This is a genomic window from Microbacterium sp. Y356, assembly GCF_059445355.1.
On record NZ_JCAIUE010000003.1, the window covers coordinates 104,371 to 129,439 of the forward strand.

General features: G+C 64.0%; 21 protein-coding genes. 17 read left to right on the plus strand and 4 right to left on the minus strand.

All coding sequences use genetic code 11. From position 1 onward, the window contains the following. Positions 1 to 36 precede the first annotated feature (36 nt). Together AC1C2Q_RS16135 and def are read left to right on the plus strand one after the other, a co-directional pair. Positions 37 to 2,046 (plus strand): MinD/ParA family ATP-binding protein, encoded by a 2,010-nt coding sequence (locus AC1C2Q_RS16135; protein ID WP_495450960.1) that lies wholly within the window; start codon positions 37 to 39, stop codon positions 2,044 to 2,046. Beyond that, positions 2,046 to 2,537 (plus strand): peptide deformylase, encoded by a 492-nt coding sequence (gene def / locus AC1C2Q_RS16140; protein ID WP_495428460.1) that lies wholly within the window; start codon positions 2,046 to 2,048, stop codon positions 2,535 to 2,537. Before AC1C2Q_RS16135 ends, def begins: the two co-directional genes overlap by 1 nt. Positions 2,538 to 2,680: 143 nt before the next feature. Here the strand turns inward: def and AC1C2Q_RS16145 are convergent, their stop codons facing one another. Next, entirely contained in the window at positions 2,681 to 4,510 is a 1,830-nt protein-coding gene (locus tag AC1C2Q_RS16145; protein ID WP_495450961.1) for an AMP-dependent synthetase/ligase, read from the minus strand. A gap of 181 nt (positions 4,511 to 4,691) precedes the next feature. On the opposite strand from AC1C2Q_RS16145, the gene AC1C2Q_RS16150 reads away from it, so the two are divergent. The 3 genes from AC1C2Q_RS16150 to AC1C2Q_RS16160 all read left to right on the plus strand — a co-directional run bounded on the left by AC1C2Q_RS16150 (position 4,692) and on the right by AC1C2Q_RS16160 (position 7,816). Further along, positions 4,692 to 5,378: a lysophospholipid acyltransferase family protein gene (locus AC1C2Q_RS16150; RefSeq protein ID WP_495431629.1), complete on the plus strand. Its 687-nt coding sequence runs from the start codon at positions 4,692 to 4,694 to the stop codon at positions 5,376 to 5,378. A 38-nt stretch (positions 5,379 to 5,416) separates the two neighbouring features. Further along, positions 5,417 to 6,754 carry a class II 3-deoxy-7-phosphoheptulonate synthase gene (locus AC1C2Q_RS16155; protein WP_495428462.1) on the plus strand — a complete coding sequence of 446 codons (1,338 nt, stop codon included), beginning with the start codon at positions 5,417 to 5,419 and terminating at the stop codon, positions 6,752 to 6,754. A gap of 141 nt (positions 6,755 to 6,895) precedes the next feature. Then, on the plus strand, positions 6,896 to 7,816 hold the full coding sequence (locus AC1C2Q_RS16160; RefSeq protein ID WP_495450962.1) for a putative endonuclease domain-containing protein: 921 nt from the start codon (positions 6,896 to 6,898) through the stop codon (positions 7,814 to 7,816). Between the two features lie 69 nt (positions 7,817 to 7,885). On the opposite strand, the gene pknB is transcribed toward AC1C2Q_RS16160, so the two are convergent. Continuing rightward, positions 7,886 to 9,841, minus strand: a complete 1,956-nt coding sequence (gene pknB / locus AC1C2Q_RS16165; RefSeq protein WP_495450963.1) for a Stk1 family PASTA domain-containing Ser/Thr kinase — start codon at positions 9,839 to 9,841, stop codon at positions 7,886 to 7,888. A 73-nt stretch (positions 9,842 to 9,914) separates the two neighbouring features. After that, positions 9,915 to 11,141, minus strand: coding sequence for a LysM peptidoglycan-binding domain-containing protein (locus tag AC1C2Q_RS16170; RefSeq protein ID WP_495450964.1), 1,227 nt, complete (start codon positions 11,139 to 11,141; stop codon positions 9,915 to 9,917). A 129-nt stretch (positions 11,142 to 11,270) separates the two neighbouring features. Here AC1C2Q_RS16170 and AC1C2Q_RS16175 point away from each other — a divergent pair, with 129 nt between their 5' ends. Then, on the plus strand, positions 11,271 to 11,621 hold the full coding sequence (locus AC1C2Q_RS16175) for an Rv2175c family DNA-binding protein (RefSeq protein ID WP_495450965.1): 351 nt from the start codon (positions 11,271 to 11,273) through the stop codon (positions 11,619 to 11,621). A gap of 17 nt (positions 11,622 to 11,638) precedes the next feature. Here AC1C2Q_RS16175 and AC1C2Q_RS16180 read toward each other — a convergent pair whose 3' ends face one another. Further along, a complete protein-coding gene (locus AC1C2Q_RS16180) occupies positions 11,639 to 12,730 on the minus strand; it encodes a polyprenyl synthetase family protein (protein WP_495451119.1) in 1,092 nt (363 codons plus the stop codon). Between the two features lie 83 nt (positions 12,731 to 12,813). Between AC1C2Q_RS16180 and AC1C2Q_RS16185 the strand changes: the two genes are divergently transcribed. The 11 genes from AC1C2Q_RS16185 to murC all read left to right on the plus strand — a co-directional run bounded on the left by AC1C2Q_RS16185 (position 12,814) and on the right by murC (position 25,069). Continuing rightward, entirely contained in the window at positions 12,814 to 13,203 is a 390-nt protein-coding gene (locus tag AC1C2Q_RS16185) for an SCO2097 family morphological protein (protein ID WP_495450966.1), read from the plus strand. 245 nt (positions 13,204 to 13,448) lie between these two features. Then, positions 13,449 to 13,880 (plus strand): division/cell wall cluster transcriptional repressor MraZ, encoded by a 432-nt coding sequence (gene mraZ, locus AC1C2Q_RS16190; RefSeq protein WP_495428468.1) that lies wholly within the window; start codon positions 13,449 to 13,451, stop codon positions 13,878 to 13,880. Between the two features lie 101 nt (positions 13,881 to 13,981). After that, positions 13,982 to 14,920: a 16S rRNA (cytosine(1402)-N(4))-methyltransferase RsmH gene (gene rsmH / locus AC1C2Q_RS16195; protein WP_495431631.1), complete on the plus strand. Its 939-nt coding sequence runs from the start codon at positions 13,982 to 13,984 to the stop codon at positions 14,918 to 14,920. Continuing rightward, the gene (ftsL, locus tag AC1C2Q_RS16200) at positions 14,917 to 15,492 is read left to right on the plus strand and encodes a cell division protein FtsL (protein ID WP_495428469.1); all 576 of its coding nucleotides are present in this window, start codon (positions 14,917 to 14,919) and stop codon (positions 15,490 to 15,492) included. The genes rsmH and ftsL overlap by 4 nt, the downstream gene beginning before the upstream one ends. A 20-nt stretch (positions 15,493 to 15,512) precedes the next feature. Beyond that, positions 15,513 to 17,297, plus strand: a complete 1,785-nt coding sequence (locus AC1C2Q_RS16205) for a peptidoglycan D,D-transpeptidase FtsI family protein (protein ID WP_495428470.1) — start codon at positions 15,513 to 15,515, stop codon at positions 17,295 to 17,297. A gap of 28 nt (positions 17,298 to 17,325) precedes the next feature. Next, positions 17,326 to 18,738 carry a UDP-N-acetylmuramoyl-tripeptide--D-alanyl-D-alanine ligase gene (locus AC1C2Q_RS16210; RefSeq protein WP_495428471.1) on the plus strand — a complete coding sequence of 471 codons (1,413 nt, stop codon included), beginning with the start codon at positions 17,326 to 17,328 and terminating at the stop codon, positions 18,736 to 18,738. After that, positions 18,735 to 19,850 (plus strand): phospho-N-acetylmuramoyl-pentapeptide-transferase, encoded by a 1,116-nt coding sequence (gene mraY / locus AC1C2Q_RS16215; RefSeq protein ID WP_495428472.1) that lies wholly within the window; start codon positions 18,735 to 18,737, stop codon positions 19,848 to 19,850. Before AC1C2Q_RS16210 ends, mraY begins: the two co-directional genes overlap by 4 nt. Then, positions 19,847 to 21,382 carry a UDP-N-acetylmuramoyl-L-alanine--D-glutamate ligase gene (murD, locus tag AC1C2Q_RS16220; RefSeq protein ID WP_495450967.1) on the plus strand — a complete coding sequence of 512 codons (1,536 nt, stop codon included), beginning with the start codon at positions 19,847 to 19,849 and terminating at the stop codon, positions 21,380 to 21,382. Before mraY ends, murD begins: the two co-directional genes overlap by 4 nt. Then, positions 21,351 to 22,529, plus strand: coding sequence for a putative lipid II flippase FtsW (gene ftsW / locus AC1C2Q_RS16225; RefSeq protein ID WP_495450968.1), 1,179 nt, complete (start codon positions 21,351 to 21,353; stop codon positions 22,527 to 22,529). Before murD ends, ftsW begins: the two co-directional genes overlap by 32 nt. Next, positions 22,526 to 23,599, plus strand: a complete 1,074-nt coding sequence (locus AC1C2Q_RS16230; protein WP_495450970.1) for a UDP-N-acetylglucosamine--N-acetylmuramyl-(pentapeptide) pyrophosphoryl-undecaprenol N-acetylglucosamine transferase — start codon at positions 22,526 to 22,528, stop codon at positions 23,597 to 23,599. Before ftsW ends, AC1C2Q_RS16230 begins: the two co-directional genes overlap by 4 nt. A gap of 69 nt (positions 23,600 to 23,668) precedes the next feature. Further along, complete coding sequence (gene murC / locus AC1C2Q_RS16235) at positions 23,669 to 25,069, plus strand: UDP-N-acetylmuramate--L-alanine ligase (protein ID WP_495450971.1); 1,401 nt, start codon at positions 23,669 to 23,671, stop codon at positions 25,067 to 25,069.

Below are 25,069 nucleotides of genomic sequence, written 5' to 3' on the forward strand. Positions count from 1 at the left end.
GCGGGCGACACGCTCGCACAAGCTTGGAGTGACACAGTGACACCGAAGAACACACCCGACTCTCCGGAGAATGATTCCCACGGCGTTCTCGACGAGGCAGCCTCGTTGGACACGACCGCCCTGGGAATCATCGGGCTGACCGCGCAGGTCAACGTCGCGCTTCCGCGTGACGAAGACGATGACCTCGTCGACGACTCCGTACTCGACGGCGAGATCCTTTCGGAGCTCGTCGTAGACGAGGAACTCGAGAAGAACGAGACGCCGGTCGGGAACGTGGCAGCGGAGAGGGACGATGTGCAGGTAGGGCGCATCCAAGAGGATCGCACCGGCATCGTCATCGAACTTCCCCTCGAGGCGCCGGTGGAGGTCGAGGAGCCGGTCGAGGTCGTCGAGGCGATCGTCGATCCAGAGTCGGATGCGCCGAAGGGCGCGGATGCCACGGCCAACGCAGCGCCTGATGCAGCGCCTGATGATGCGGTGACAGCCGAGGTCATTGTGGAACCAGTTGTTGAGGTTGCAGCTGCGCCCGCCCCGGTGGAGTCGAAGGCGAAGAAGGGCTCGGCGAAGGCCAAGTCGAAGTCGGTGGCGGAGTCGAATCCTGCGGAGACCACGCCGGCTGAAACGAAGCCTGCGGAGACGAAGTCTGCCGAGCCGAAGCAGGCGGAGAAGCTTGTTGAGCCGACGCAGGCAGTGCCGACGCCAGCGGAGAAGCCGGCCGAGCCGACGCTAGCCGAGCCGACGCCTGTCGAAAAGCTGGCCGCGACGAAGGCTGAGCCTGCCAAGGTTGCAGCGCACCCGGTGGCAGAGACTGTGCCAGCCGCCGCACCTCGCAGCGAAAGCGCCACATCAGCGTGGATCGCCGCGGCGATGAAGTTGGATGCGACGACATCCACAATGCCGGAGCCGACACCTGCGGCATCCGTGTCGCCGAAGAACGCGTCGACAGAGACCCTGTCCGTGGAGAAGACGAAGAGCGAGACCGTGACCACTTCCCAGGAAGACCCGAAGCCCACCGAGACGGCGATCGCGCAGCGACCGGCCGTCAGCCGACCCGAGGTCGCGCTGACATCCAAGCGTCTAGGAGACCAGCTTGGCCAATCGAATCGCGAATCCGCCGATCTACTGACCGCCGATCGTCTGCTCGACCCGCACCAGCTGACCAAGCCAGAACCGGAAGGTGCGTGGAGCCACTTCCTGTACGCGATCTCCGGACGGCGCATCAACATCGGCGACGGTAAGCGGGCCCGCGCTCGTAAGGCTCTGAGCGCGCGAATCGCCGCTCCGCTCACCGGCGGTGCCCGATTCGTGCCGGTGCTGTCTCGCAAGGGTGGCGTGGGCAAGACCACGATCACGGCACTTCTCGGTATGGCTTTGGCGGACGCCCGTGATGACCGTGTCATCGCAGTAGACGCCAACCCCGACCGCGGGACGTTGGCCGACCGCATCGTGCGTACGAACGGAAAATCGGTGCGTGACCTCGTTCGCATCCACGAAGAGGTCAAGGGCTACCACGACATCTCTGCGATCGTCGCGCGTGACACCACGCGACTCGACGTGCTCGCATCCGACACTGACCCGCGCATCGCCGAGGCGTTCAACGATGACGACTACCGTGACGTCGCAAACGTCGCTGCACACTACTACTCGCTCGTGCTCACCGACACCGGAACCGGTATCGTGCACTCGGTCATGGGCGCGACGTTGGATCTGGCTGATCAGCTCATCGTCGTCTCGGGGCTCAGCGTCGACGAGGCGCGCCTGGCATCCGAGACACTGACCTGGCTCGAGACCAACGGGTACGAGGATCAGGCGCGAAACGCGATCATCGTGCTCAACCAGTCGACTCCTGGCAGCCCGCTCGTGCGTCTGAACGAGTTGGAGTCGCACTTCGGCACGCGTGCGCGAAGCGTTGTGCGCATGCCGTATGACACTCAGATCGCCGGCGGCGGCACGATCGTCTTCTCCAATCTGCAGCCCGAGACTCGCCAGGCGGCTCGCGAACTGGCAGCGCTCCTGGTCGAGGGCCTGCGCACGAGTGCGGCCTGATGTCTGTTCGTGAGATCCGGGTCTTCGGAGACCCGGTGCTTCGTACGGTGTGTGCGCCGATAGAAGAGGTCGATGAGGGCGTGCGATCACTGGTCGCAGACCTCGTCGACACGGTCGAGCTCCCAGGCCGCGCTGGCGTCGCTGCGCCCCAGATCGGTTTCGCCGTGCGTGCATTCAGCTACAACATCGATGGTGACATCGGCTATGTGCTCAACCCTGTGCTGACCGAGGTACGGGGCGAGGCGGTGCCTACCGGCGAGGGATGCCTGTCGGTGCCAGGGCTCTGGCACGACGCGCTGCGGCATCCATGGGCACGCGTTGAAGGTGTCGATCTCGATGGAAATCCTGTGGTCCTCGAGGGGGAGGGGCTGCTCGCGCAGGCGCTTCAGCACGAGACAGACCACCTCGATGGCAAGCTCTACCTCACGCGACTCACGCCGGAGGATCGTAAGACCGCGATGCGCGAGGTGCGCGAGAGCGACTGGTTCTGACCCTTCGCCTCATCCGCCACACCGGTCCGCCGAGGCCCCGCTTTCACGCCGAGACCCGGTCCTACTGACGTCAGTAGGACCGGGTCTCGGCGGTAGGACGGGGCGTCGACGCGCTCAGCGACGCGGTCAGCGGCTCGGCGCTGTCAGCCGCCGATCGCCACGTTCGTGGTGTTGACCGGCTCGTCGTAGATCGCGGAGACCTCGTCGGCGAAGTCCGACATGATCACGTTGCGCTTGATCGACATCTTCGGGGTCAGGTGACCACTCGCTTCAGTCCACTCGCAATCGAGGATCGTGAACTTCCGGATCGACTCGGCTCGCGAGACGTTGCTGTTCGCGACGTCAACGGCACGCTGAACCTCGGCTCGAACGGTTTCGTTCTTGGATGCCTCCGCAAGAGTCATGTCTGCGGAGAGGCCGTTGTTGCCGAGCCACGTCGGCAGCATCTCAGGGTCGAGTGTGATCAGAGCCGAGATGAACGGCTTCTGGTCACCAACCACGACGACCTGGCCGATGATCGGGTTCGCGCGAATCGGATCCTCGAGCGCCGCGGGGGCGACGTTCTTGCCGCCCGCCGTGACGATGATCTCCTTCTTGCGGCCCGTCACCGTGAGGAAGCCCTCCGAATCGAAGCTGCCGATGTCACCGGTGCGGAACCAGCCGTCGTGGAAGGACTCGGCGGTCGCCTGCGGGTTGTTCCAGTACTCCTTGAAGACGTTGATGCCGCGCACCTCGATCTCGCCGTCATCCGCGAGGCGGACGCCGACGCCGGGCAACGCAGGCCCCACGGAGCCGATCTTGGACTTGTCCGCGAGGTTCACCGTCGCGGGGGCAGTGGTCTCGGTCAGGCCGTAACCCTCGAGAATCACGACGCCGAGGCTGTGGAAGAAATGGCCAAGGCGAGGACCAAGTGGCGCGGAGCCGGAGACCGCATAGACAATATTGCCGCCCATGGCGGTGCGCAGCTTGCTGTAGACCAGCTTGTCGAACAGCGCGAACTTGATCTTCATCCCGAACGGGATCTTCTTGCCCTCTTCGAGCAGTCGAGAATGCTCGACCGCGGTGGCAGCGGCGGCGCGGAAGATCTTGCCCTTGCCGCCCGCCTCTGCCTTCTGCTCAGCGGAGTTGTAGACCTTCTCGAACACGCGCGGCACTGCGAGAAGGAAGGTCGGCTTGAACGACCCTAGCGCCGGCAGGAGCTGCTTCGTGTCGGGCTGGTGCCCGGTGCGCACGCCTGCATGGATGTTGAGGTGCGAAATGAACCGGGCAAAGATGTGCGCCGTGGTGATGAACAGCAGCGTCGAGGCATCCGGCATCGATACGACCTTGTTGAGAGCCTTCGCCGAGTTGCGTGTCAGCTCAACAAAGTTGCTGTGCGTCAGTACGCACCCCTTGGGGCGTCCGGTCGAACCGGAGGTGTAGATCAGCGTCGCCATGTCAGATCCCACAGCGAGATTACGGCGCCGCTCGATCTCGGCATCCTCGATGCTGCTGCCAGCGGCGGTGAGGGAAGCGATGGTGCCGAGGTGCATCTGCCAAATTTCGCGGATCAGTGGCAAATCGCCACGCACTTCGTCGACCTTGGCGAAGTGATCAGCTGACTCGACGATGAGGGCGATGGCGCCGGAGTCTTCCATGATCCATTGGATCTGTGCCGGGGAGCTGGTCTCGTAGATCGGCACCATGACAGCACCGGCGTAGAACAGTGCGAAATCGACCAGCGTCCACTCATAGGTGGTGCGGGCCAGGAATCCGACCTTTTCGCCGGGCTGGATACCGGCCGCGACGAAGCCTTTGGCGAGAGCGATCACGCCGGTTTGGAAGTCGGCGGCGCTGATATCGCGCCATCCTTCGCCATCCGGAACTGAGAACAGCGCGAGATTGGGCGTGGCCTCGACGCGCTTCACCAGAAGATCGGTGATGTTCGCCTCGGGATCAGCAGGGACGATCGCGGGGACTTCGAATTGAACCACGGCAACTCCTTCGGTACCGGTCGGGCACGGGTTCTGATGAGTCTAGGGCACAACAGCCTTCGAGACGGGGCGACTTTGGTATTCAGTCGCATAACTATTGAGACTCAGTTGCGCGATTTCGGATGCCGGATCGGGGTGCCGCAATGATCGATGTTGAGCCTCAGGGATAGACTTCGTGACGATGTTCTACTGGCTGATGAAGTACGTCGTGGTCGGCCCCGTGGTCAAGGCGATCTTCCGCCCTTGGATCGTGGGGAGAAGCAACGTGCCCACGCACGGCGCGGCGATCCTGGCGAGCAACCACCTTTCCGTTTCCGATTCGGTATTTCTTCCGCTGCTGATCGATCGACGGATGTCTTTCCTCGCGAAGAGTGACTACTTCACCGGCCGCGGCATCAAGGGGTGGGCGACGAAGTTCTTCATGAACGCCACCGGCCAGATCCCGATCGATCGATCCGGCGGCAAGGCCTCCGAAGCATCGTTGAATACGGGCCTGCAGGTGCTCGGAAGAGGCGACCTGCTCGGCATCTACCCCGAGGGCACGCGCAGCCCTGACGGCAAGCTCTATCGCGGGCGCACCGGCATCGCTCGGATGGCGCTCGAGTCGAAGGTCCCGGTCATCCCGATCGTCATGGTCGACACGGATACGGCGATGCCGATCGGTCAGAGCGTGCCGCGTGTGGTGCGCGTCGGAATCGTGATCGGCGAGCCGCTGGACTTCTCCCGGTACGCAGGCATGGAGAACGACAGATACATCCTGCGGTCGGTCACAGACGAGATCATGGTTGCCCTCCAGCGGCTGGGCGAGCAGCAATACGACGACGTCTACGCCTCGAGCGTGAAAGAGCGGATGCCGCGGCGTAATTGACGACGCGACCGGCTGTCCGCGGCCAGTAAGCTGGGGAAATGCCTCAGCAGCACGACGCCCTGGACGCTTGGCGCACACTTCCCATCAAGCAGCAGCCAGCCTGGCCGGACACCGACCGTGTTGCGGACGTGTCGGCGCAGATCGCGACGCTTCCTCCGCTGGTATTCGCCGGTGAAGTGGACAATCTTCGCGATCGGCTTGCTCGCGCAGCATCCGGAAAGGCGTTTCTGCTGCAGGGTGGTGACTGTGCCGAGACGTTCGCTGGCGCGACCGCCGAGCAGATCCGCAACCGGATCAAGACGGTGCTCCAGATGGCTGTCGTGCTCACGTATGGCGCCTCGATGCCCATCGTGAAGATGGGCCGTATGGCGGGGCAGTTCGCCAAGCCGCGCTCCAGCGACAACGAAACTCGTGGCGATGTCACGCTGCCCGCTTACCGTGGCGATATCGTCAACGGCTACGACTTCACCGCGGGGTCCCGCCAGCCCGATCCCGGTCGCCTGCTGCAGGGATACCACACAGCGGCATCCACGCTGAATCTGATTCGCGCGTTCACGCAGGGCGGCTTTGCAGACCTTCGCGAGGTGCACTCGTGGAACAAAGGCTTCGCGTCGAACCCGGCCAACCAGCGCTATGAGCGCATGGCAGTGGAGATTGACCGCGCCATTAAGTTCATGGAGGCCGCAGGAGCCGACTTCGACGAGCTCAAGCGCGTCGAGTTCTTCACCGGTCACGAAGGCCTGCTGATGGACTACGAGAGCCCGATGACGCGCATCGACTCGCGCACCGACACTCCGTACAACACGTCGGCGCACTTCCTGTGGATCGGGGAGCGCACGCGCGACCTCGACGGTGCGCACGTCGACTACTTCTCCAAGATTCGCAACCCCATCGGTGTGAAGCTCGGGCCTACGACGACGCCCGAGACTGCTCTCGCGCTGATCGACAAGCTTGACCCGAACCGCGAGCCGGGCCGTCTGACCTTCATCACACGAATGGGTGCGGGCAAGATCCGTGATGCTCTGCCACCACTGCTGGAAGCGGTGCGTGACTCGGGTGCGACCCCGCTGTGGGTCACCGATCCGATGCACGGCAACGGCATCACCACGCCTACCGGCTACAAGACGCGTCGCTTCGATGATGTGGTCGACGAGGTGCGCGGCTTCTTCGAGGCACACCGCGCCGTGGGGACCTTCCCGGGTGGCATCCACGTCGAGCTCACCGGTGACGACGTCACCGAGTGCCTCGGTGGCTCAGAGCGCATCGACGAGGCAGCCCTCGCGACCCGCTACGAGTCCCTGTGCGACCCGCGCCTGAACCACATGCAGAGCCTCGAGCTCGCCTTCCTGGTGGCCGAGGAGCTCGAGAAGCGCTGAGCCTGGCTCCCGTTCTTCCCCAAGCGTCGAGAACACACAAACCGTCCTTCCCGATCGCTGGGAAGGACGGTTTGTGCGTTCTCGACCGGGGCTGTGGACAACGCGAGCGGGAATCGCCGGGTGCGCGGCAGGATCGTGGACATGCGTCCTCGGATCCCACTGCCTCGTCCACTCAAGGCCACTGCGTTTCAGGTGCAGTCCGGCGCCGCGCGCGGGCTGGGCGAAAAGCGGATGCGAGGACACGACCTCCAGCGACCGTTTCACGGCGTGCGTGCCGCTGAAACGTCCGAGAACCTCTCGGACCGCTGCGCGGCGCTCAGTAAGACGCTCAAGCCCCACCACGTATTCAGCCATCGGACGGCAGCCGAACTCTGGCGGATGCCGCTATCGGATGATGACGACCATGATGACGACGTTCTGCATGTCATGGCGCTGGGGAAGCGCGGCCGTATCCGCAGGCCCGGCGTGGTCGGCTGGGAGCGGACGGAGAACGACCTAGCCACCTACTTCGTGCGGAGCATCCATGTATGCGCACCCGCGGATGTCTGGTGTCAGCTGTCGACGCTCATCTCTCGAGAATGGCTTGTCGCCGTCGGAGACTTTCTCGTCAGCGGTGAGAGAGATGACGTTGGGCGCCGCCCGCCACTGTGCACGATGGAACAGCTGACCGAGGCCATCGCCCGGCATGGTAAACGGCGCGGTGTGGCGGCGCTGCAGTGGGCGTTGGGAATGGTGCGGAGTCCCGTGGACTCTCCGCGCGAGTCGCTGCTGCGGCTTGCCCTGGTCGCCGGAGGCCTGCCCGAGCCAGAAGTGCAGCTCGCGGTCCGGACGGCACAGGGGATGCGGCACGGCGACCTTGGATACCGCGACGCTCGACTGATCATCGAGTACCAGGGCGATGAGCATCGAACTTCACGACGCAGATGGTTGCAGGACCTCACGCGGGTGCAGTTGCTTGAGGATGCCGGGTACCGCGTGATCCTCGTCGGCGCCGACGACCTTGAGGACGGTGCGGAGGCTCTGATCTCCCGCATCCGTCGCATCCTGGCATCCGCTCGCTGAGCGCCCCGATCGAGAACGCAAAAACCGCCCTTCCGGATGCTCGGGAAGGGCGGTTTGTGTGTTTTGGGGCTAGAAGAGCGTCGGAGTTAACGTGATGGTCGTGCCTCGTGCCGCCGATCCTGTTGGATCGAACGACGCGACCTTGTAGATATCCCAGTACCGGCCGCCCAGTGGAAGCTCACGGTCTTCGATCCCGGCATTCACCTTGAATCCGAGCTCTTGCAACTCGGCGACAGCTTCCCGGATCGTCCATCCCGAGACATCGGTGATCTCCACAGGAGGAGGCCCCTTGGAAACTACCAGCGTGGTCGAGTCTCCGGGGCGCCAGTTCTCGCCGCCTTCGCGTTCAGCCATCGAGATCACGATGCCGGCCTCGACCGAGTCGCTGAACTCCTCGAACTGCTCGGCGACGGAGATGCCCTTCTCATCGAGAGTGGCGACAGCATCCGCAGCGGACATCCCGACGACATCGGGCAGGCCGCCGAGCGACACAAACAACTCCACAGAATCGGTTTCGAACAGTTCGCACCCGTCACCGCAGATGTAGGACTCACCACCGGCGCGCGGTGTCACGTAGGCGTTGATGACGATGTCTGCCGCTGCATCGGAGTACAGCTCGAGTGTCTCGTCCTGCACCGTCACGTTAAGGGTTCCCAGATAGTCCCTGGCATCCTGCTCTGTGCGGCCGTTTAACGCCTCTACGGTGTGTGCGGCTGGGCCAGTCGAGATGATCACACTCACCTCGGCGCCCTGATCGAGCTTCTCGCCTTCGCCTGGTTCGCTTCGGATCGCGGTTTCGGCATCCACGTCGACCGAACTCTCATCAACGCGTGCCGGCTGGAAACCTTCGTCGACAAGGGCTGCCGCGGCCGCCTCGTAGCTGAGGCCCGCAACGGGGGGAACGCCAACGAGAGATCCGGGTCCTGAGCCGAACCACCATCCGATGCCACCGGCCAGCACTGCGAGCAGCAAAACCAGCGACAGTAGGAACGCCCCGCGGGCACGCCGCTTGGAGGTTCTGCGGCGCAGCAGCGTCGCGTTGTCCATGGGTTGAGCCACAGCCACGGGCCCGGTCGGGTCGTCGATGATCATCGTGGCGGGCAGGATCTTGGTGAGCTCGCCCGAGTCGCTCTGCGAGCGCAACGGCGTGGTCGCAGTCGTGGCGGCCATCGGGAAGACCCCGAGTGCGCGCTCGATCTCGCGAAGCCGGTCGAGCATCTGCTGGGCGTTGTCCGGCCGCTCGTCAGGCGACTTCTCGGTCGACCACAGCACGAGTTCGTCGAGCTGTTCCGGCACACCGGGGTTGCGCACGCTGGGGCGCGGCACCGACTCTGTCGCATGCTGGAAGGCGATCTGCATCGGCTGCTCGCCCTTGTACGGCTGCTCACCGGTGAGCATCTCGTAGAGCATGATGCCGAGCGCATAGATGTCGCTGCGGGCATCAGCGGTGCCCCGCGTGACAAGTTCTGGTGCGAGGTACGCGATCGTGCCGAGTAGTTGCGCACCAGTTGCGGTGTTCGCCGTCGTCGCGCGAGCGAGGCCGAAGTCGCCAATCTTGATTCGACCGTCTTCGGCGAGGAGGACGTTCTCAGGCTTCACATCACGGTGCACGATGCCGGCTTTGTGGGCGGCGGCGAGCCCGGCGAGGATCGCATCCATGATCGTGATGGTCTGCGCAATGGTCAGTCGGCGCTGCTCGCGCATCAGCTCACGCAGCGTGATACCCGGCAGATACTCCATGACGAGGTAGGCGAGTTCGCCATCCTGGCCCTGGTCGAAGACGTTGACGACGTGCGGATCGGCGAGCCTGGCCGCTGCGCGGGCCTCCTGGATGAACCGGTCCTGGAAGACGGTGTCGTCACTGAGATGGCCGTGCATCACCTTCAAAGCGATGCGGCGCTCGAGGCGAAGATCGGTGGCGACGTACACGGTGGCCATCCCGCCGCGCGCGATTCGAGCACGCACCCGGTACCGGCCATCGACAAGCCGCCCAATGAGGGGGTCGGCCTGCTGATTGCTCGTCACGTAAAGAGTCTATGAAGAACTGGCTGAAAGCCAGGGGAGCGGCTCACCCTTTCGGCGCCGAAACGCCGGGGATTCAGCCATAAAGTGCGATCCATTCGTACGCCGAGGCCTCCCAGGGGCCATAACGCTCCGGGTATGCGGAGATCTGAACGGACTGGGCGGCATCGCTGAAGGGCATGCTCTCCCACCCGGGGATATCGAGCAGACCGCGGGTGGTCGCACCGTTCGGGTCAGACTGGCCGCCGAAAAAGACGCGGATGCTGCGATCGCGATCCGTGATCTGCTCTGGCGTGCCCCAGCCGGCACTCGGACGCTGTTGGAACAGGCCCAGCGAATCGCGGTCGCCCCAATCAAGGTTGCGCAGCCACGACTCGACCATCGAGGTGGCCAGCGCGATGGCGATGCCGCGTTCGGAGACGCCTAGTTCGCGCCCGATCCGGATGATCATGGTCGCGTTCTCGGCTTGCGGTGCGTTTAGCGCGGTTGTCGAGACCGGCGAGGGAGTGGATGTCGGCGCTTCCGCGACCGCATCTGCGACCGCGACGATAATGCTCTGCCCCGGATAGATGATCGACGACGGCTCGAGACTGTTCGCCGCGTACAGCGCCGCCACGGTGGTGTCGTACTTCAGGGCGATAGCGAAGAGAGTGTCGCCGGCGACGACGGCGTGCGTCGTGCCAGCGGTGTCAGGCGCGGCTGGCGGCGCCGCGGCGGGAGCAGGCGCTGGGGCGGGCTGAGGACTGGCAGTGCCGGCGATCGCGATGACCTGCCCGGGGTAGATCACCGAGTCATGGCTCAGACCATTCGCCACCAGAATCGCGCCGACAGAGGTGTCATACTTCTGCGCGATGGCGAAGATGGTGTCACCGGCGACCACTGTGTGACCCGTGGCAGCGGGAGCGGGTGCCGGAACCGCTGCGGGTGCCGGTGCCGGTGCAGCCGCAGGGGCCGTGAGCGTCAGAGTCTGGCCCGGGTAGATCACGGAGCGCCAGCCGAGGTCGTTCCACGTGAGCACATCGACGGTCGCGAGACCGAACTTGGCGGCGATTCCTCCGACGGTGTCTCCGCTCTGCACGGTGTAGGCGGCCGGCGTCGTGCTCGCAGGAACCGATATAGGCACTGCTGTTTTCAGCACCACCAATTTCGGCACAGCGGCGAGGCGCTGATGCGATCCGGTTTCAGCCGGAATTTCTGCGCTGGCGGGCGCGGCACTGAATGTGCTCGCGAGAACCCCCAGAACTGCGGCTGGGATGCCGATCTGGGTGTAGCGATTGCGGTATTGCTCGATGTCGAGTCTCAAGGGTCCCCCTATTTAGACTCTTGAAACGCTGACACGGATGTATACGGATGTCAACCAAAGGGGCAGATGTGACTCAAGTGAATGATGAGACGATGTGCGATGTTCTCGCGGAAGTGAGATAGTCGAAATGTGTCTGAGACTGCTCCCGAAACCCCTGCCTTCGAATGGTTGACCACGCCCGATCTCGTCGAGGTTCTCGACGAGCCGCTGGGGCGGGTTCGGCGTCTGATCGCTGAGCAGTATCTGATCGGTTCGACTCGCAATGGCGCCTTCGCTGTTCCATCGATCTTCATCGTCGACGGGGAGCCTCTGGCGTCACTGCGCGGCACGATCATCGTCCTGAAGGATGCCGGGCTCACCGATGACGAGGTCATCGACTGGCTTCTGAGCGAGCAGGCAGAGCTGGGTCGCACTCCGATCGCCGCACTCCTGGCTGGACACAAGAGCCCGGTCCGCCGCGTAGCGCGCGCTCTCGCCTGAGCGCATCCGCCTGAGGATCAGGCAGTTCGCACCGTCGCTGCTCGTGCGAGGTCACGCAGTTCGCTGACGGATGCATTGTCGAGTTGTGCGCCGGAGAGAGCACGGTCGGCTTGCTGCGCGTAGAAAGTGATGAGCTCTTCCACTCGAGCGAGCGCGCCGGAATCAATGATCGTCGCCTGCAAAGCTGACACCTGATCCGGTGTCAGCTCCGGATCTCCGAGCAATTCATCCAGCACCCGGCACGCCGAGGCGCTCAGTCTCTCCCGGGTGAATGCGATCAGAACCGTCCGCTTGCCCTCGCGCAGATCGTCGCCGGTCGGCTTTCCGGTGATTTCTTTATCGCCGAACACTCCGAGGACATCGTCCCGCAGCTGAAACGCCATCCCGATCGGATGCCCGAACTGCCGCAGCGCATCCTGCTGCACCGCATCTGCGCCAGCGAGGACCGCACCGAGCAGCAGTGGTTGTTCGATGCTGTACCGCGCTGACTTCAGAGACACGACGCGCAGGGCGCGATCCGCGTGCTCGGATGCAGGATTCACGCGCCAGGCGGATTCCTCGGCAATGTCGAGGAATTGGCCGGTGGTGACATCGCGGCGCATACGGGCGTACTCCCGGCGCACCGCAGGAGCCTGCACGTGCTCGGTGAGCGCGTGCTCGAGCAGATCGTCGCTCCACGCGACGAGCAGATCGCCGAGCAGAATTGCGGATGCGCGGCCGAAAGCCTCGGCATCCCCAGACCACGTCAGCGCGCGGTGCTGCTGTTCCAGCGCGCGATGGGCTGCCGGACGCCCGCGTCGGGTGTCGGAGTTGTCGATCAGATCGTCATGCACCAGGGCTGCAGACTGGAAGATCTCCAGCGCCGCACAGAGGTCCCACACGGCATCTGTCTCCGTGGCATTACGATCGGCGAAGCGCGCCACCGCGCGCCATCCGGCGTCGCAAAAGCGTGCGCGCAGTCGCTTGCCGCCCTGCAGCGTTTCTGCCGCGGCGTCGATGAACATCGCTGCATCAGATCCGTACTCATCTGACTCGGATCGTCGCAGGTTCAAGAAATGATCCAGGCGAGTGGCGACGGCATCCTGGACTAGCGTGGGGGAGGGCACGATAATCAGCTTAGGTTCTCAGCTGATATGTAGCCTCGACCGTTTCGCGAGCGTAGACTAGAGACACTGAACCCGAGGGGGGCGTAATGCCACTGTCAGAACAGGAGCAGCGTCTGCTCGATGAGATGGAACGCCATCTCCTGCACAATGATGCAGACATCGTCACCGCGCCCTCAGGAGATCGCACGCTCAGCTACCGCAACCTCGTCTACGGTGCGGTTCTGCTGCTCGTCGGCATTGGTGCACTGGTCGCAGGCGTCGCACTCGGGAGCCAGCTCGGCTCCGTCGGCAGCATCATCGTCGGCGTGATCGGATTCGCTGCGATGCTCGTCGGAGTCATCCTCGCAGCCACACCGACTCGACGCACCGGCCCGGCGCGCGTGTCAGGTCCGGCGAAATCAAAGCCGCCGCAGGATTCGTCCTCATTCATGGAACGTATGAACGACCGTTGGGATCGTCGACAAGACGGTCGCTGACCTCGTGCTCTCCTAGATACAGAGCTTCACAAGCCCGGATGCATTGCGCATCCGGGCTTTTTCGTGTCCCCTCCACGATCCTCCACATCTGATTAACCGCATTCTGCCGCGGAATCACGGGGGAGTGGTGCGGAAGTGGATGCCAATATGCGATGCTGTCCTGGCCTTGCCATATAAAAGTGGAGCAAAGTGGAGTAAAGTGGGGGACACCTCGAGTTGGCCGGAAACAGAGGGGGTGATGGCTGATGTTGTTGGGAACGCATGCACCGAAGCTCGACGACAAAGGTCGAGTCATCCTGCCGGCGAAGTTCCGTGAGGATCTTGGTGGCGGCATCGTGGTCACCCGTGGCCAAGAGCGATGCCTTTACGTCTTCAGCACCGCCGAATTCGAGGCAATGCATGAGCGGATCCGTCAGGCGCCGCTCAGCAACAAGCAAGCCCGTGACTTTCTGCGCATGTTCCTTTCCGGAGCAAGCGCGGAGATGCCGGACAGCCAGAACCGCATCACCATCCCCGCTCCTCTCCGCCAGTACGCAGGGCTCGAGAAGGAGCTCATCGTCACAGGTGTCGGCGCGCACGCCGAGATTTGGGATGCCGCGGCATGGAACGACTACCTCGCCGCTGGCGAGGACACGTACTCAGAACTGGAACAGGAGGTGATTCCGGGACTCTTTTGACCTTCGACTGTGATGCCCCGCCGCTCCCGCCCCGACACACTTCCCCGGTGCCGGGTCGAGAAGCGGAGGGGGATCAGAGTCGAAGGTCACCGGAAATAATCATGAATCTCCGCGACATTCACACCCCCGTCCTCCTGGATCGCTGCGTCGAGCTGCTGGCCCCGGCGCTGCAGCACGACGGCGCGGTACTGGTCGATGCCACGCTGGGCATGGGCGGGCACTCCGAAGCTCTGCTGGAGCGATTCGACAACATCCGACTCATCGGTCTCGATCGCGACACCGATGCACTGCGCATCGCTGGACAGCGGCTGGAACGTTTCGCCGATCGGATCACGCTCGTGCACACGGTGTACGACGAGATCGGGCTGCATGCGCACGGAGCGTCTGGCATCCTGATGGATCTAGGCGTCTCGTCGCTGCAACTAGACGAGGCAGAGCGCGGCTTCGCGTATTCGAAAGATGCGCCGCTGGACATGCGTATGGACCAGACGAAGGGCGTCACGGCCGCTGAAGTTCTGGCGACCTACGCCGAGGGCAACCTTCGCCGCATTTTCGAGCGATACGGCGAGGAGAAGCTCGCCGCGCGCTACGCCCGCTTCATCGTGCAGGCTCGCGACGAGAAGCCGCTCGAGCGTTCTCAAGATCTCGTCGACCTGCTCCAGGCCGCGACGCCGGCCGCTGTGCAACGCGCAGGACATCCTGCCAAGCGCGTGTTCCAGGCGCTGCGTATCGAGGTCAACTCCGAGCTCAGCGTGCTTGCCGACGCGATTCCTGCGGCCATGGACGCGCTGTCAGTCGGTGGGCGCATCGTCGTGATGAGTTACCAGTCGCTGGAGGATCGCCTGATCAAGCAGGCCTTCGCCGCGGCATCCGCTTCTACCGCTCCTGCCGGGCTCCCCGTCGAGTTGCCGCAGCACACACCGCGGTTCCGCACGATCACCAAGGGCGCAGAATTCGCAAGTGATGAGGAGAAGGCGCGCAATCCGCGCGCCATTCCCGTTCGCCTGCGCGCTGCGGAAAGAATCAGGGAGGCAGTATGAGCCGCGCAACCGCCGCAGCAATGCTGCCGCAGCCGAAGGCCCCGACGACGCGTCCCGCGCGTCAACTCAAGCCTGTCACCGCACCCGCACCTCGCAGCCGACCGAAGCTCGCCTACGCGCTCATCGCTCTCGGCGGTGCTGCGGCGATCGGCGTCGCTCAGATCGGGCTGTCGCTCGCTATCACTTACGACTCTTTCGTGCTCTCTGACCTCACCTCGCAGCAGCGGGAACTCAATCTGCAGGCGAGCGCGCTTGAAGATGACCTCGCAGGCATCTCCTCGCCGCAGATGCTGGCGACGAAAGCCGCAGAGCTGGGCATGGTCGTCACCGGTTCTGCGTCGTACCTGCGTCTGAGCGATTCGGCCATACTCGGCGCGAACGCCGGGGCCGGATCGCAGTCCTCGGTCGACCCGACGGGTAGCGGAGCCGTTCACAACGCCCTCTTGGGTGACCCGGTTCCGCCCGTTGTCGTCGCAGAAGAGGAACAGACCGCTGAGGATGCCGTCGAGACGGTCGACCCGAATATTCCCCCGCCAATAACTGAGGGGCTGCCCAGCCCCACCACCCGCTGAACGGACACTGAGGGAATCCCATGACGACACGAGCCACGCGCGGCCCACGCCGACGCACCGTCGTCGCCCTCGCGGTGATACTGGCGGTACTGGCAGCGTTCGTCGTTCGCCTCGTCGACATCCAGGTAGTGAGCGCGACCGAGCACGTGGAGGATTCCCTCAACGTCGGCAAGCTCGGCAGCACGGATGCGCTCTACGGCAACAGAGGGTCGATCGTCGATGAGAACGGCATCATCCTGGCGTCGAGCACGAAGGTCTATGACGCCGAGCTCAGTCCGAAGGTCTTGATGCTCCTGGAGAACGACGAGAACGGCCCTCCGGAGACACCGTGGTCTGAAGCAGCTGACAAGATCGCTGAGATCACGGGTCAGGACGCGGATGAGTTGCGTGCCGGCGTCGCAGCCAACCTGGAGAACAACTCGGAATCGGAGTACTACCTGCTGGAGAAGGGGCTCAGCACCGAGAAGTACCTTGAACTGCGTGACCTTGGGCTCATCTACCTGCACATGACACCGCGCGAGACGCGGGTCTACCCGAGCGGCGCGGTTGCGGGCAACGTGGTCGGCTATCTCGACACCGCTGGCGTCGGGCGACTCGGTGTCGAGCAAATGGAGGCCAAATGCCTCGCCCCGACAGATGGCGAGCGCACCTACCTGCGTGGTACCGACGGGGTCATCATCCCCGGCAGCGAACGCACTGTCGACGCGCTGAACGGCGGCACCGTACAGCTGACGATCAACCGAGATCTGTCGTGGTATCTGCAGCAGATGGTTGCAGAAGAAGCGCAGAAGCAGGGCGCGAAAGCGGCAACTGCTGTTGTCGTAGAGGTCAAAACGGGAAAGATCCGTGCCGCGGCCGAATGGCCGTCGCTCGACCCCAACGACCTTGATTCCTCATCACCGGATGACTGGGGAACGCGGGTGTTCACCACGACATTCGAGCCGGGGTCGACATTCAAAGCCGTCACCGCTGCGACACTGCTGGACACCGGAGCTGTGGACGGCAACACCACGGTGAGCGCGGCAAGCCGCGAAACTTTCCCGAACGGCGCTGTCATCAACGACGCGTTCGTGCACGGCGCCAACCAGTACACGCTGGCCGGTGCACTGATCGACTCATCCAACGTTGCGGTATCGAAGTTCGGCACCATGGTCGACCCGCAGGTGCGCTACGACTACCTGAAGAAGTTCGGCGTAACGGAGAAGACGATTGATTTCCCTCGTGAGGAGGGTGGCGTTTTGCACCCGGTCTCCAAGTGGGACAGCCAGTCGCTGTACACGACCACGTTCGGACAGTACTTCACGGTCACCGCGCCACAGGTTGCCGGTGCCTACCAGGCCATCGCCAACGGTGGCGAGAAGATCGATCTGTCGCTCATCGAGTCCTGCACGCTGGCCGATGGCACGGTCGTGACCCCGGATGCACCGGAGCATGAGCAGATCATCTCCGAGTCCACTGCCGATGAGGTGGCGCGCATGCTGGAGAACGTCGCCGTGCAGGGCGGTCTCTCCGAGCAGGTGGAGATTCCTGGCTACCGGGTAGCCATCAAGACGGGTACCGCCGAGAAGCCGAACGAGAACGGCCCCGGCTACAAAGCAAACGCCTATTACACGAGCATGGTGGGCTTCGCCCCGGTGGATGACCCTGAGTACGTCGTTATCGTCACGCTCGACGAGCCGACTAGGCTTGCATCATCAGCAGCGACGGCGTCCGCTTTCCACAAAGCGATGACTCAGGTTCTGAAGACCTATCGCGTGTCACCGTCCACCGAACCGATGGACGAGCTGCTCCCCAAATTCAACTAGCCGGCGCCTCGCCGTGCATGGAGATGTCATGATCGCCCTGTCGCTTGCAGAGATTGCTGCCATCACCGGCGGCGATCTACGTGTCATCGACGCTGACACCGCGGACACCGTGGTCAGCGGCGTCGTCGATACCGATTCCAGGAAGATGACCCCGGGGGGCATCTTCATCGCTAAGCCAGGAGCGGAGACCGACGGCCACCGTTTCGTCGGTACGGCCGTGGAGAACGGCGCGGTGCTCGCTCTGGTCGAGCACACCGTCGACGCTCCGGTCTCGCAGATCATCGTCGCGGATGTCGTGGTCGCTCTGGCTGATCTCGCCCGTGCCGTCGTCGCGCGCGTGCGCGCGAGGGGGCAACTGAAGATCGTCGGGATCACCGGGTCCAATGGCAAGACCACGACGAAGAACTTCCTTGCGCGCATCCTCGCAGACGAGGGTGAGACCGTCGCACCGATCGACTCATACAACAATGAGGTCGGTGCACCCGTCACCATGCTCCGCGTCACCGAGAACACGCGCTACCTGGTCAGCGAGTTCGGCGCGGCTGGCCCAGGCAGCATCGCACATCTTGCCGGGCTCGTTGAACCGGATGTCGCCGTTATTCTGATGGTCGGCATGGCGCACGCCGGCGGCTTCGGTGGCATCGAGGCGACCGCTACGGCCAAGGCAGAGCTGATCGCAGCATCCCGTCCTGGCGGTGCGGCGGTGCTGAATGTCGACGACCCCCGTGTGGCGGCAATGCGCGAAAAGGCCGTTGCCCATGGTCTGCGGGTAGTTGGCTTCGGCCAGAATGACACGGCAGATGTGCGGGCGACTGATGTTCAGGTCGCAGCCGATGGCACGCGCGTGATGGTCGCTGCGGCGGGCGAATCGCTGCCGATGCATTTGAAGGTTCTCGGCGCGCACCATGTCGGTAACGCGCTGGCCGCGATCACAGCTGCCGGAGTTCTGGGTGTCTCTCTCGCCGACTCCGTCGCACGACTTGAGACCGTCGAGATCGCTGAGCGCTGGCGCATGCAGCCGATGGGCAACGATCGGGTGCGCATCATCAACGACGCGTACAACGCCAGCCCAGACTCGATGGCCGCGGCGCTGCGCACGCTTGCACAGATCACTGGGCCGGACGAGCGCACGGTCGCTGTTCTCGGCGCGATGAGTGAGCTGGGGGAGAGCGCAGGGGAAGAACACGATCGGATCGGTCTGCTCGCGGTGCGCTTGAACATCCGCCGCATCGTCGTGGTGGGCCCAGAGGCGCGCCGTCTTTATCTTTCGGTGGTCGGCGAAGGCTCGTGGGACAGCGAAGCCGTGCATCTGCTCGATCAGGATGCGGCGTTCGAATACCTCCGCACCGAACTGCGCGACGGTGATCGTGTGCTCGTCAAATCATCCAATTCCGTGGGCCTTCGGCATCTCGGCGATCGTCTGGGAGAATTGTTCTCGTGAGATCACTCCTCATGGCTGCGGCGATATCGCTCGCCTTCACCCTCTTCCTTACTCCCGTCTTCCTGCGGCTGTTTCGCCGCTGGGGCTGGGGGCAGGTCATCCGCACCCCGGAAGACATCGCGAACCCGAGCCACGAGGCAAAGCGGGGCACGCCCACGATGGGTGGGCTCATCTTCATTCTCGGCACGATCGTCGGCTACTTCGTCGGCGTCTATGCAGGGGGCAGCCCTCCGGCGCTCTCCGCAATCCTCGTGTTGTGGCTCATGCTCGGCTTCGGCGCTGTGGGCTTCATCGATGACTACATGAAGGTCAAATCGCAGCGCAGTCTCGGGCTCTCGGGGTGGCGCAAGGTCATCGGTCAGCTGATCGTGATGGTCCCGTTCGGCGTCGTCGCACTGAACTTCGAGAACCAGTGGGGACAGACGCCGGCAAGCCGCTATGTTTCCCTGTTCCGAGACATCCCCTGGCTGAATCTTTTCGCCTTAGGCGTGGTCATCGGCTGGGTCGTCTACCTGATCTGGATCGCTGTGATCGGCATCGCGACATCCAACAGCGTCAACCTCACCGACGGCCTCGATGGTCTTGCAGCTGGCGCCGGTGTGTTCGTCGTCAGCGCTTACAGTCTGATCGCGTTCTGGCAGTTCAAGCAGTCCTGCACAGGCGCGGGCACCGGCGCCGAAGCCGACGCCCTCGCCGCCTGCTATCAAGTGCGAGACCCCTTCAACCTCGCGATCGTCGGTGCATCTTTTGCCGCAGGTCTCATCGGGTTCCTCTGGTGGAACGCGCCCAAGGCGAAGGTCTTCATGGGTGATGTCGGATCGATGGCCATCGGCGGTGTGATCACCGCGATGGCGATCCTCACCCGCACCGAACTTCTGCTCCTGGTAATCGCCGGTGTCTTCGTGCTCTCCTCGGGCTCGGTGATTCTGCAGCGCACCTACTTCAAACTCACCCGAGGCAAGCGCCTGTTCCTGATGAGCCCGTTCCATCACCATCTGGAGATGCGCGGCTGGCCGGAAGTAACCATCGTCGTTCGACTGTGGATCATCTCAGGTCTTCTCGCCATCTCGGCCGTGGGCCTCTTCTACGTGGAATGGCTCACTCTGGTATGAGTACTGCGCGTCTGGATGCACTGACCAGCTGGCACGCCGACTGGAAAGGCCTGCGTGTCGCCGTACTCGGCTTGTCGGTCACCGGGTTCTCTGCCGCTGACACGCTCACCGAACTCGGTGCAGAGGTGCTCGTGCTCTCGGAATCAGCATCAGAGGAGTATGAGCGTCTCGTGCCGGTGATCGGTGCGAATCTCGAACTCGGCGCGCTGAATGAGGTGCCGCAGGCGCTTCGCGACTTCGACCCTGAGGTCGTTGTGGCTTCGCCCGGCTTCTCGCCGTCGCATCCGCTGATCGTCTGGGCGCAGGAAGTCGGCATTGCCCTGTGGGGCGATGTAGAGCTGGCGTGGCGCGTGCGCGACAAGGTCGTGCGCGCAGATGGCACACCCGCTGACTGGGTGCTCATCACCGGCACGAACGGAAAGACCACCACCACCCAGCTGACGGCGACGATGCTCGCCGAGGGCGGGCTGCGTGCCGCGCCGTGCGGCAACATCGGCATTCCCGTTGTGGATGCGGTACGCGATCCGGCCGGATTCGACGTGCTCGTGGTCGAACTCTCCAGTCACCAGCTCTGGTACATCGGGCAGAGCAGCAGTGCGGGTGAGCTCGTGCCGCACTCGTCTGTGTGTCTGAACCTTGCTGACGATCATCTGATCTGGCACGGCAGTGCCGCGGCATACCGCGACGCCAAGGCCTTCGTCTACCGCAACACCCGCGTCGCGTGCGTGTACAACAAAGCAGACCTGGCGACGCGCCAGATGGTGGAAGACGCCGAGGTCTCGGAGGGAGCGCGAGCGATCGGCTTCGACCTCGGTGTGCCCGGACCAAGCGATCTCGGTGTGGTCGACGGCATCCTCGCCGACCGGGCGTTCCTCGACGACCGCAAGAACAGCGCGCTGGAGTTGACCACGATCGACGATCTCGAGCGCGTCGGACTCGCGGCTCCGCACATGGTGCAGAACATTCTGGCGGCCAGCGCGCTCGCGCGCGCGCTCGGCACGTCGCCGGAGGCCATCCGCCGTGCTCTGGAGACGTTCCAGCTTGATGCCCACCGCATCCAGATCGTCGCGCGTCACCAGGGTGTCACCTGGGTCGACGATTCCAAGGCGACGAACCCGCACGCCGCAGCCTCGTCATTGCGCGCATACCCCGGCGCTGTGTGGGTCGTTGGCGGCGATTTGAAGGGCGTCGACCTCTCCGATCTGGTGGCGGATGCCGGGCGCTCCGCGAGCGCCGCGCTCATCATCGGTGTCGAACGCGCCGAGCTGGTCGCGGCATTCGAGCGACACGCGCCCGCAGTCCCGGTAATCGAGGTGGTCACTGGGGAGACTGAAGATGTCATGACCCGCGTGGTGGAACTTGCCTCGGGGATCGCTATCGACGGGGGAACGGTTCTACTGGCCCCCGCCGCGGCATCCTTTGATCAGTTCACCAGCTACGAGGATCGCGGCCACCGCTTCGCCGACGCGGTGCGCAGATGGATCGACCGGGGGAGCGCCGATGACGCAGGTAGCCCGCCCACCCCGCACTGAATCTCGAGGGCTCGCCGCACGCGTCTCGCTGGGGCGGATCTTCGTACCGCCGTCGAGCGAGTTCCTTTTCATCGCATCCACTGCGCTGCTGTTGACCGTCTTCGGCCTCATCATGGTGATCTCGGCGACGAGCGCCACTGAGTCCGGTGTCATGGACACAGCGCTCAAGCAGTCGATGTTCGCCGCAGTCGGCATCCCGCTGATGTTCCTGGTGAGCAGGCTCCCCATCGGTGTTCTGAAGAAGATGGCCTGGCCCGCGCTGATCGGCGCGACGCTGCTGCAGCTGCTCGTGTTCACGCCGCTCGGCATCGAGGACGCCGGAAACCGCAACTGGATCGACCTCGGTGTGATCTCTATGCAGCCTTCGGAGTTTCTGAAGCTTGCCCTCGCCCTGTGGATCGCATACGTGCTGCTGCGCAAGAGAACGTTGCTGGGCATCTGGCGGCATGTGTTCATCCCCGTGATTCCTGTCTCGATACTGGTGATCGGCGCGGTCATGGCCGGTCATGACCTCGGCACGGTGATGGTGCTCGTACTGATCCTGCTCGGCTGTCTGTTCTTCGCGGGCGTGAAGCTGCGACTGTTCATCCTTCCGGTGCTCCTCGGCGTCGTTGGAGTCGTGGTGCTGGCCGTCCTGAGTCCCGATCGCATGCGACGCATTACGGCTGTCTGCACCGACATGGCCAACTACGAACACGACTGCTACCAGTCGATCCACGCAGTATGGGGAATGGCCAACGGCGGTGTGTTCGGCCTCGGCCTTGGCAACTCGCAGGAGAAGTACGGCTGGCTGCCTGCCGCATCCAATGACTTCATCTTCGCCATCGTGGGCGAGGAGCTGGGGCTCATCGGGTGCATCGTGGTTCTCGCGCTGTTCACATTCTTCGCCATCGGCGCGTTCCACATCATGCGCAAGACCTCCGACCCGTTCATCCGGGTCGCGGCGGGTGGCATCACCGTATGGATCATCGGTCAGGCGCTCATCAACATCGGCGTCGTGATCGGCATCTTCCCGGTGCTGGGTGTGCCGCTGCCGTTCATGTCGCAGGGCGGTACGGCACTTCTGTCGGTGCTGCTCGCCTGTGGTGTGCTGCTGGCGTTCGCTCGCACGATTCCTGCAACGGAGCGGGGTAAGGTCACCAAGTGACCTCGTACCTCCTCGCAGGCGGCGGAACCGCCGGCCATGTGAACCCTCTCCTTGCCGTCGCCGATGGACTGCGTGCGCGAGACCCACGAACCGACGTGCTCGTGCTCGGCACGAAGGAAGGGCTGGAGGCTCGCCTCGTCCCTGAGCGCGGGTACGAATTGCTGATCGTGGACAAGGTGCCGTTCCCCCGCCGGCCGAACAAGCAGGCAATGGGCTTTCCCGGACGCTTCCGGAGGGCGATCGCTCAGGTGCGGGCACACATTCGCGAGCACGACATCGACGTGGTGGTGGGCTTCGGCGGCTACGCCTCGGCGCCGGCCTACATCGCGGCACGTCGCGAGCGAGTGCCCTTCATCGTGCACGAGGCCAACGCGAAGCCGGGGTTGGCAAACGTCCTCGGCGCGCGCTGGGCGGCTGGCATCGGTGTCGCATTCGACGGTACGCCGCTCAAGGGCAGTGAAGTCGTCGGTATGCCGTTGCGACGCGAGATCGTCGACCTGGATCGAGCCGCTACGCGTGCAGAAGCGGCCGAGCACTTCGGACTCGATGCGGCGCAGCCCATTTTGCTGGTCTTCGGCGGCTCACTGGGAGCGCTGCGGCTCAATGAAGCCTTCGCCGACTCTTGGCAAGATGTGCGCGCGGCCGGTTGGCAGCTGCTGCACGTGACGGGGGAGCGCAGCGACCTCATCGACCCCGAGGCTCCCGGATACGTCATGCGTCGCTATGTCGACCGGATGGATCTCGCCTTCGCACTCGCTGACCTGATCGTCTCGCGTGCGGGCTCGGCAACGGTCAGTGAGATCAGCGCTCTCGGCCTGCCCGCCGTCTATGTGCCCTACGCGGTCGGAAACGGCGAACAGCGTCTGAACGCCGCCTCCGTCGTCGACGCAGGAGCGGCGATCCTGCTCGAGGACAGCGGATTCACCGGCGACACAGTGCGAGACAGCATCGTGCCGCTTCTCGGCGATCGCGCGGGGATCGAACGGATGGCCGCTGCTGCGGGGAACGTGGGTATCCGCACCGGCACCGAGAACGTCATCGCGATGATCGACCGCGCGCTGCGCGACTGACCTGGGCGCGTAGGTCGAGCGGCGTGCCAGGGAGCCGCTGTCAGGGCAGCGAATTAGGATGGACGAGACATGATCAGACCTGACCTCTCCCTTCCGATTCCTGAATCCATCACCTCTGCCCACTTCATCGGGATCGGTGGATCTGGCATGAGTGGACTCGCGAAGATGTTCCTCGATGCCGGCATCCGCGTGTCCGGATCGGATCGCGCAGACAGCGACAGCCTGCGCGCTCTCGCCGAGGCTGGGGCGACTGTTCACGTCGGTCACGATGCCGCTCACCTGGGCGATGCAGACACCGTCGTGCACACCGGTGCGATCTGGCCGGAGAATCCCGAGTTCGTCACGGCGAAGGAACGCGGACTGCACGTCATTCACCGTTCGCAGGCACTGCACTGGCTCATCGGCGGGCGGCGCCTGGTCTCGATTGCCGGAGCTCACGGCAAGACGACGTCGACAGGCATGATCGTCACTGCTCTGCAGTCGCTCGGCGCTGACCCAAACTTCGTCAACGGCGGCGTGATCGAGCAGCTCCGTGCTTCGAGTGCGTCCGGTGCCGACGACCTCTTCGTCGTCGAGGCTGACGAGTCGGACGGCACCTTCCTGCTCTACGACACGGCGATCGCGCTGATCACGAATGTAGATCCCGATCATCTCGATCACTATGGCTCGGATGAGGCGTTCCACGACGCGTTCATTCGCTTCGCCGACGCGGCGAGCGAGGCGGTCGTGATTTCCAGCGATGACGCAGGCGCGCTGCGGGTAGCTGCCGGCCTCTCCCACCAGAACGTGATCACTTTCGGCGTAGCACCGGATGCCGATGTGCGACTCACCGATATCTCAACGGCTGGCCCCGTCGCCGCCACGCTCACCCATGCCGGGAAGAGCGCGCGCATGCAGCTCGCCATGCCTGGCGCACACAACGCGGTCAACGCCGCTGGAGCCGTCGCTGTGCTCCTCACATTGGGATATGCGCTCAGCGAAGCCGTGCGTGCCGTTGAGGGCTTCGCCGGCACGGTGCGACGCTTCGAATTGCACGGCGTCGAGCGCGGCGTGAGCGTCTTCGATGACTATGCACACCACCCGACCGAGGTGAAGGTCGCGCTCGAGGCCGCCCGCAGCGTCGTCGGCAACGGTCGCATTATCGCGATCCAGCAGCCGCACACATACTCGCGCACGCAGCACATGTACCGCGAGTTCGCTGAAATTCTCGAGACATACGCTGACCACACCGTCATGCTGGATGTCTACGGCGCCCGAGAAGACCCTGTTCCCGGCGTCACCGGCGAGCTGGTCAGCGGCGCGTTCGCTGATCAGGAGCACGTGCACTACGTTCCTGACTGGCAGGCGGCCGCGGACTACACGGCCACCGTGGCACGGGAGGGTGACTACGTCATCACGCTCGGTTGCGGCAACGTCTATCTGCTGATTCCGCAGGTGCTCGAGTCGCTGCGAAAGACCGTCGAGGACTGA

Excerpts from the sequence above, each read along its gene's own strand:
- def (WP_495428460.1), top strand. The coding sequence starts at position 2,046 with ATGTCTGTTCGTGAGATCCGGGTCTTCGGAGACCCGGTGCTTCGTACG.
- AC1C2Q_RS16150 (WP_495431629.1), top strand. The coding sequence starts at position 4,692 with ATGTTCTACTGGCTGATGAAGTACGTCGTGGTCGGCCCCGTGGTCAAG.
- AC1C2Q_RS16155 (WP_495428462.1), top strand. The coding sequence starts at position 5,417 with ATGCCTCAGCAGCACGACGCCCTGGACGCTTGGCGCACACTTCCCATC.
- AC1C2Q_RS16160 (WP_495450962.1), top strand. The coding sequence starts at position 6,896 with ATGCGTCCTCGGATCCCACTGCCTCGTCCACTCAAGGCCACTGCGTTT.
- AC1C2Q_RS16185 (WP_495450966.1), top strand. The coding sequence starts at position 12,814 with ATGCCACTGTCAGAACAGGAGCAGCGTCTGCTCGATGAGATGGAACGC.
- mraZ (WP_495428468.1), top strand. The coding sequence starts at position 13,449 with ATGTTGTTGGGAACGCATGCACCGAAGCTCGACGACAAAGGTCGAGTC.
- rsmH (WP_495431631.1), top strand. The coding sequence starts at position 13,982 with ATGAATCTCCGCGACATTCACACCCCCGTCCTCCTGGATCGCTGCGTC.
- ftsL (WP_495428469.1), top strand. The coding sequence starts at position 14,917 with ATGAGCCGCGCAACCGCCGCAGCAATGCTGCCGCAGCCGAAGGCCCCG.
- AC1C2Q_RS16205 (WP_495428470.1), top strand. The coding sequence starts at position 15,513 with ATGACGACACGAGCCACGCGCGGCCCACGCCGACGCACCGTCGTCGCC.
- AC1C2Q_RS16210 (WP_495428471.1), top strand. The coding sequence starts at position 17,326 with ATGATCGCCCTGTCGCTTGCAGAGATTGCTGCCATCACCGGCGGCGAT.
- murD (WP_495450967.1), top strand. The coding sequence starts at position 19,847 with ATGAGTACTGCGCGTCTGGATGCACTGACCAGCTGGCACGCCGACTGG.
- ftsW (WP_495450968.1), top strand. The coding sequence starts at position 21,351 with ATGACGCAGGTAGCCCGCCCACCCCGCACTGAATCTCGAGGGCTCGCC.
- murC (WP_495450971.1), top strand. The coding sequence starts at position 23,669 with ATGATCAGACCTGACCTCTCCCTTCCGATTCCTGAATCCATCACCTCT.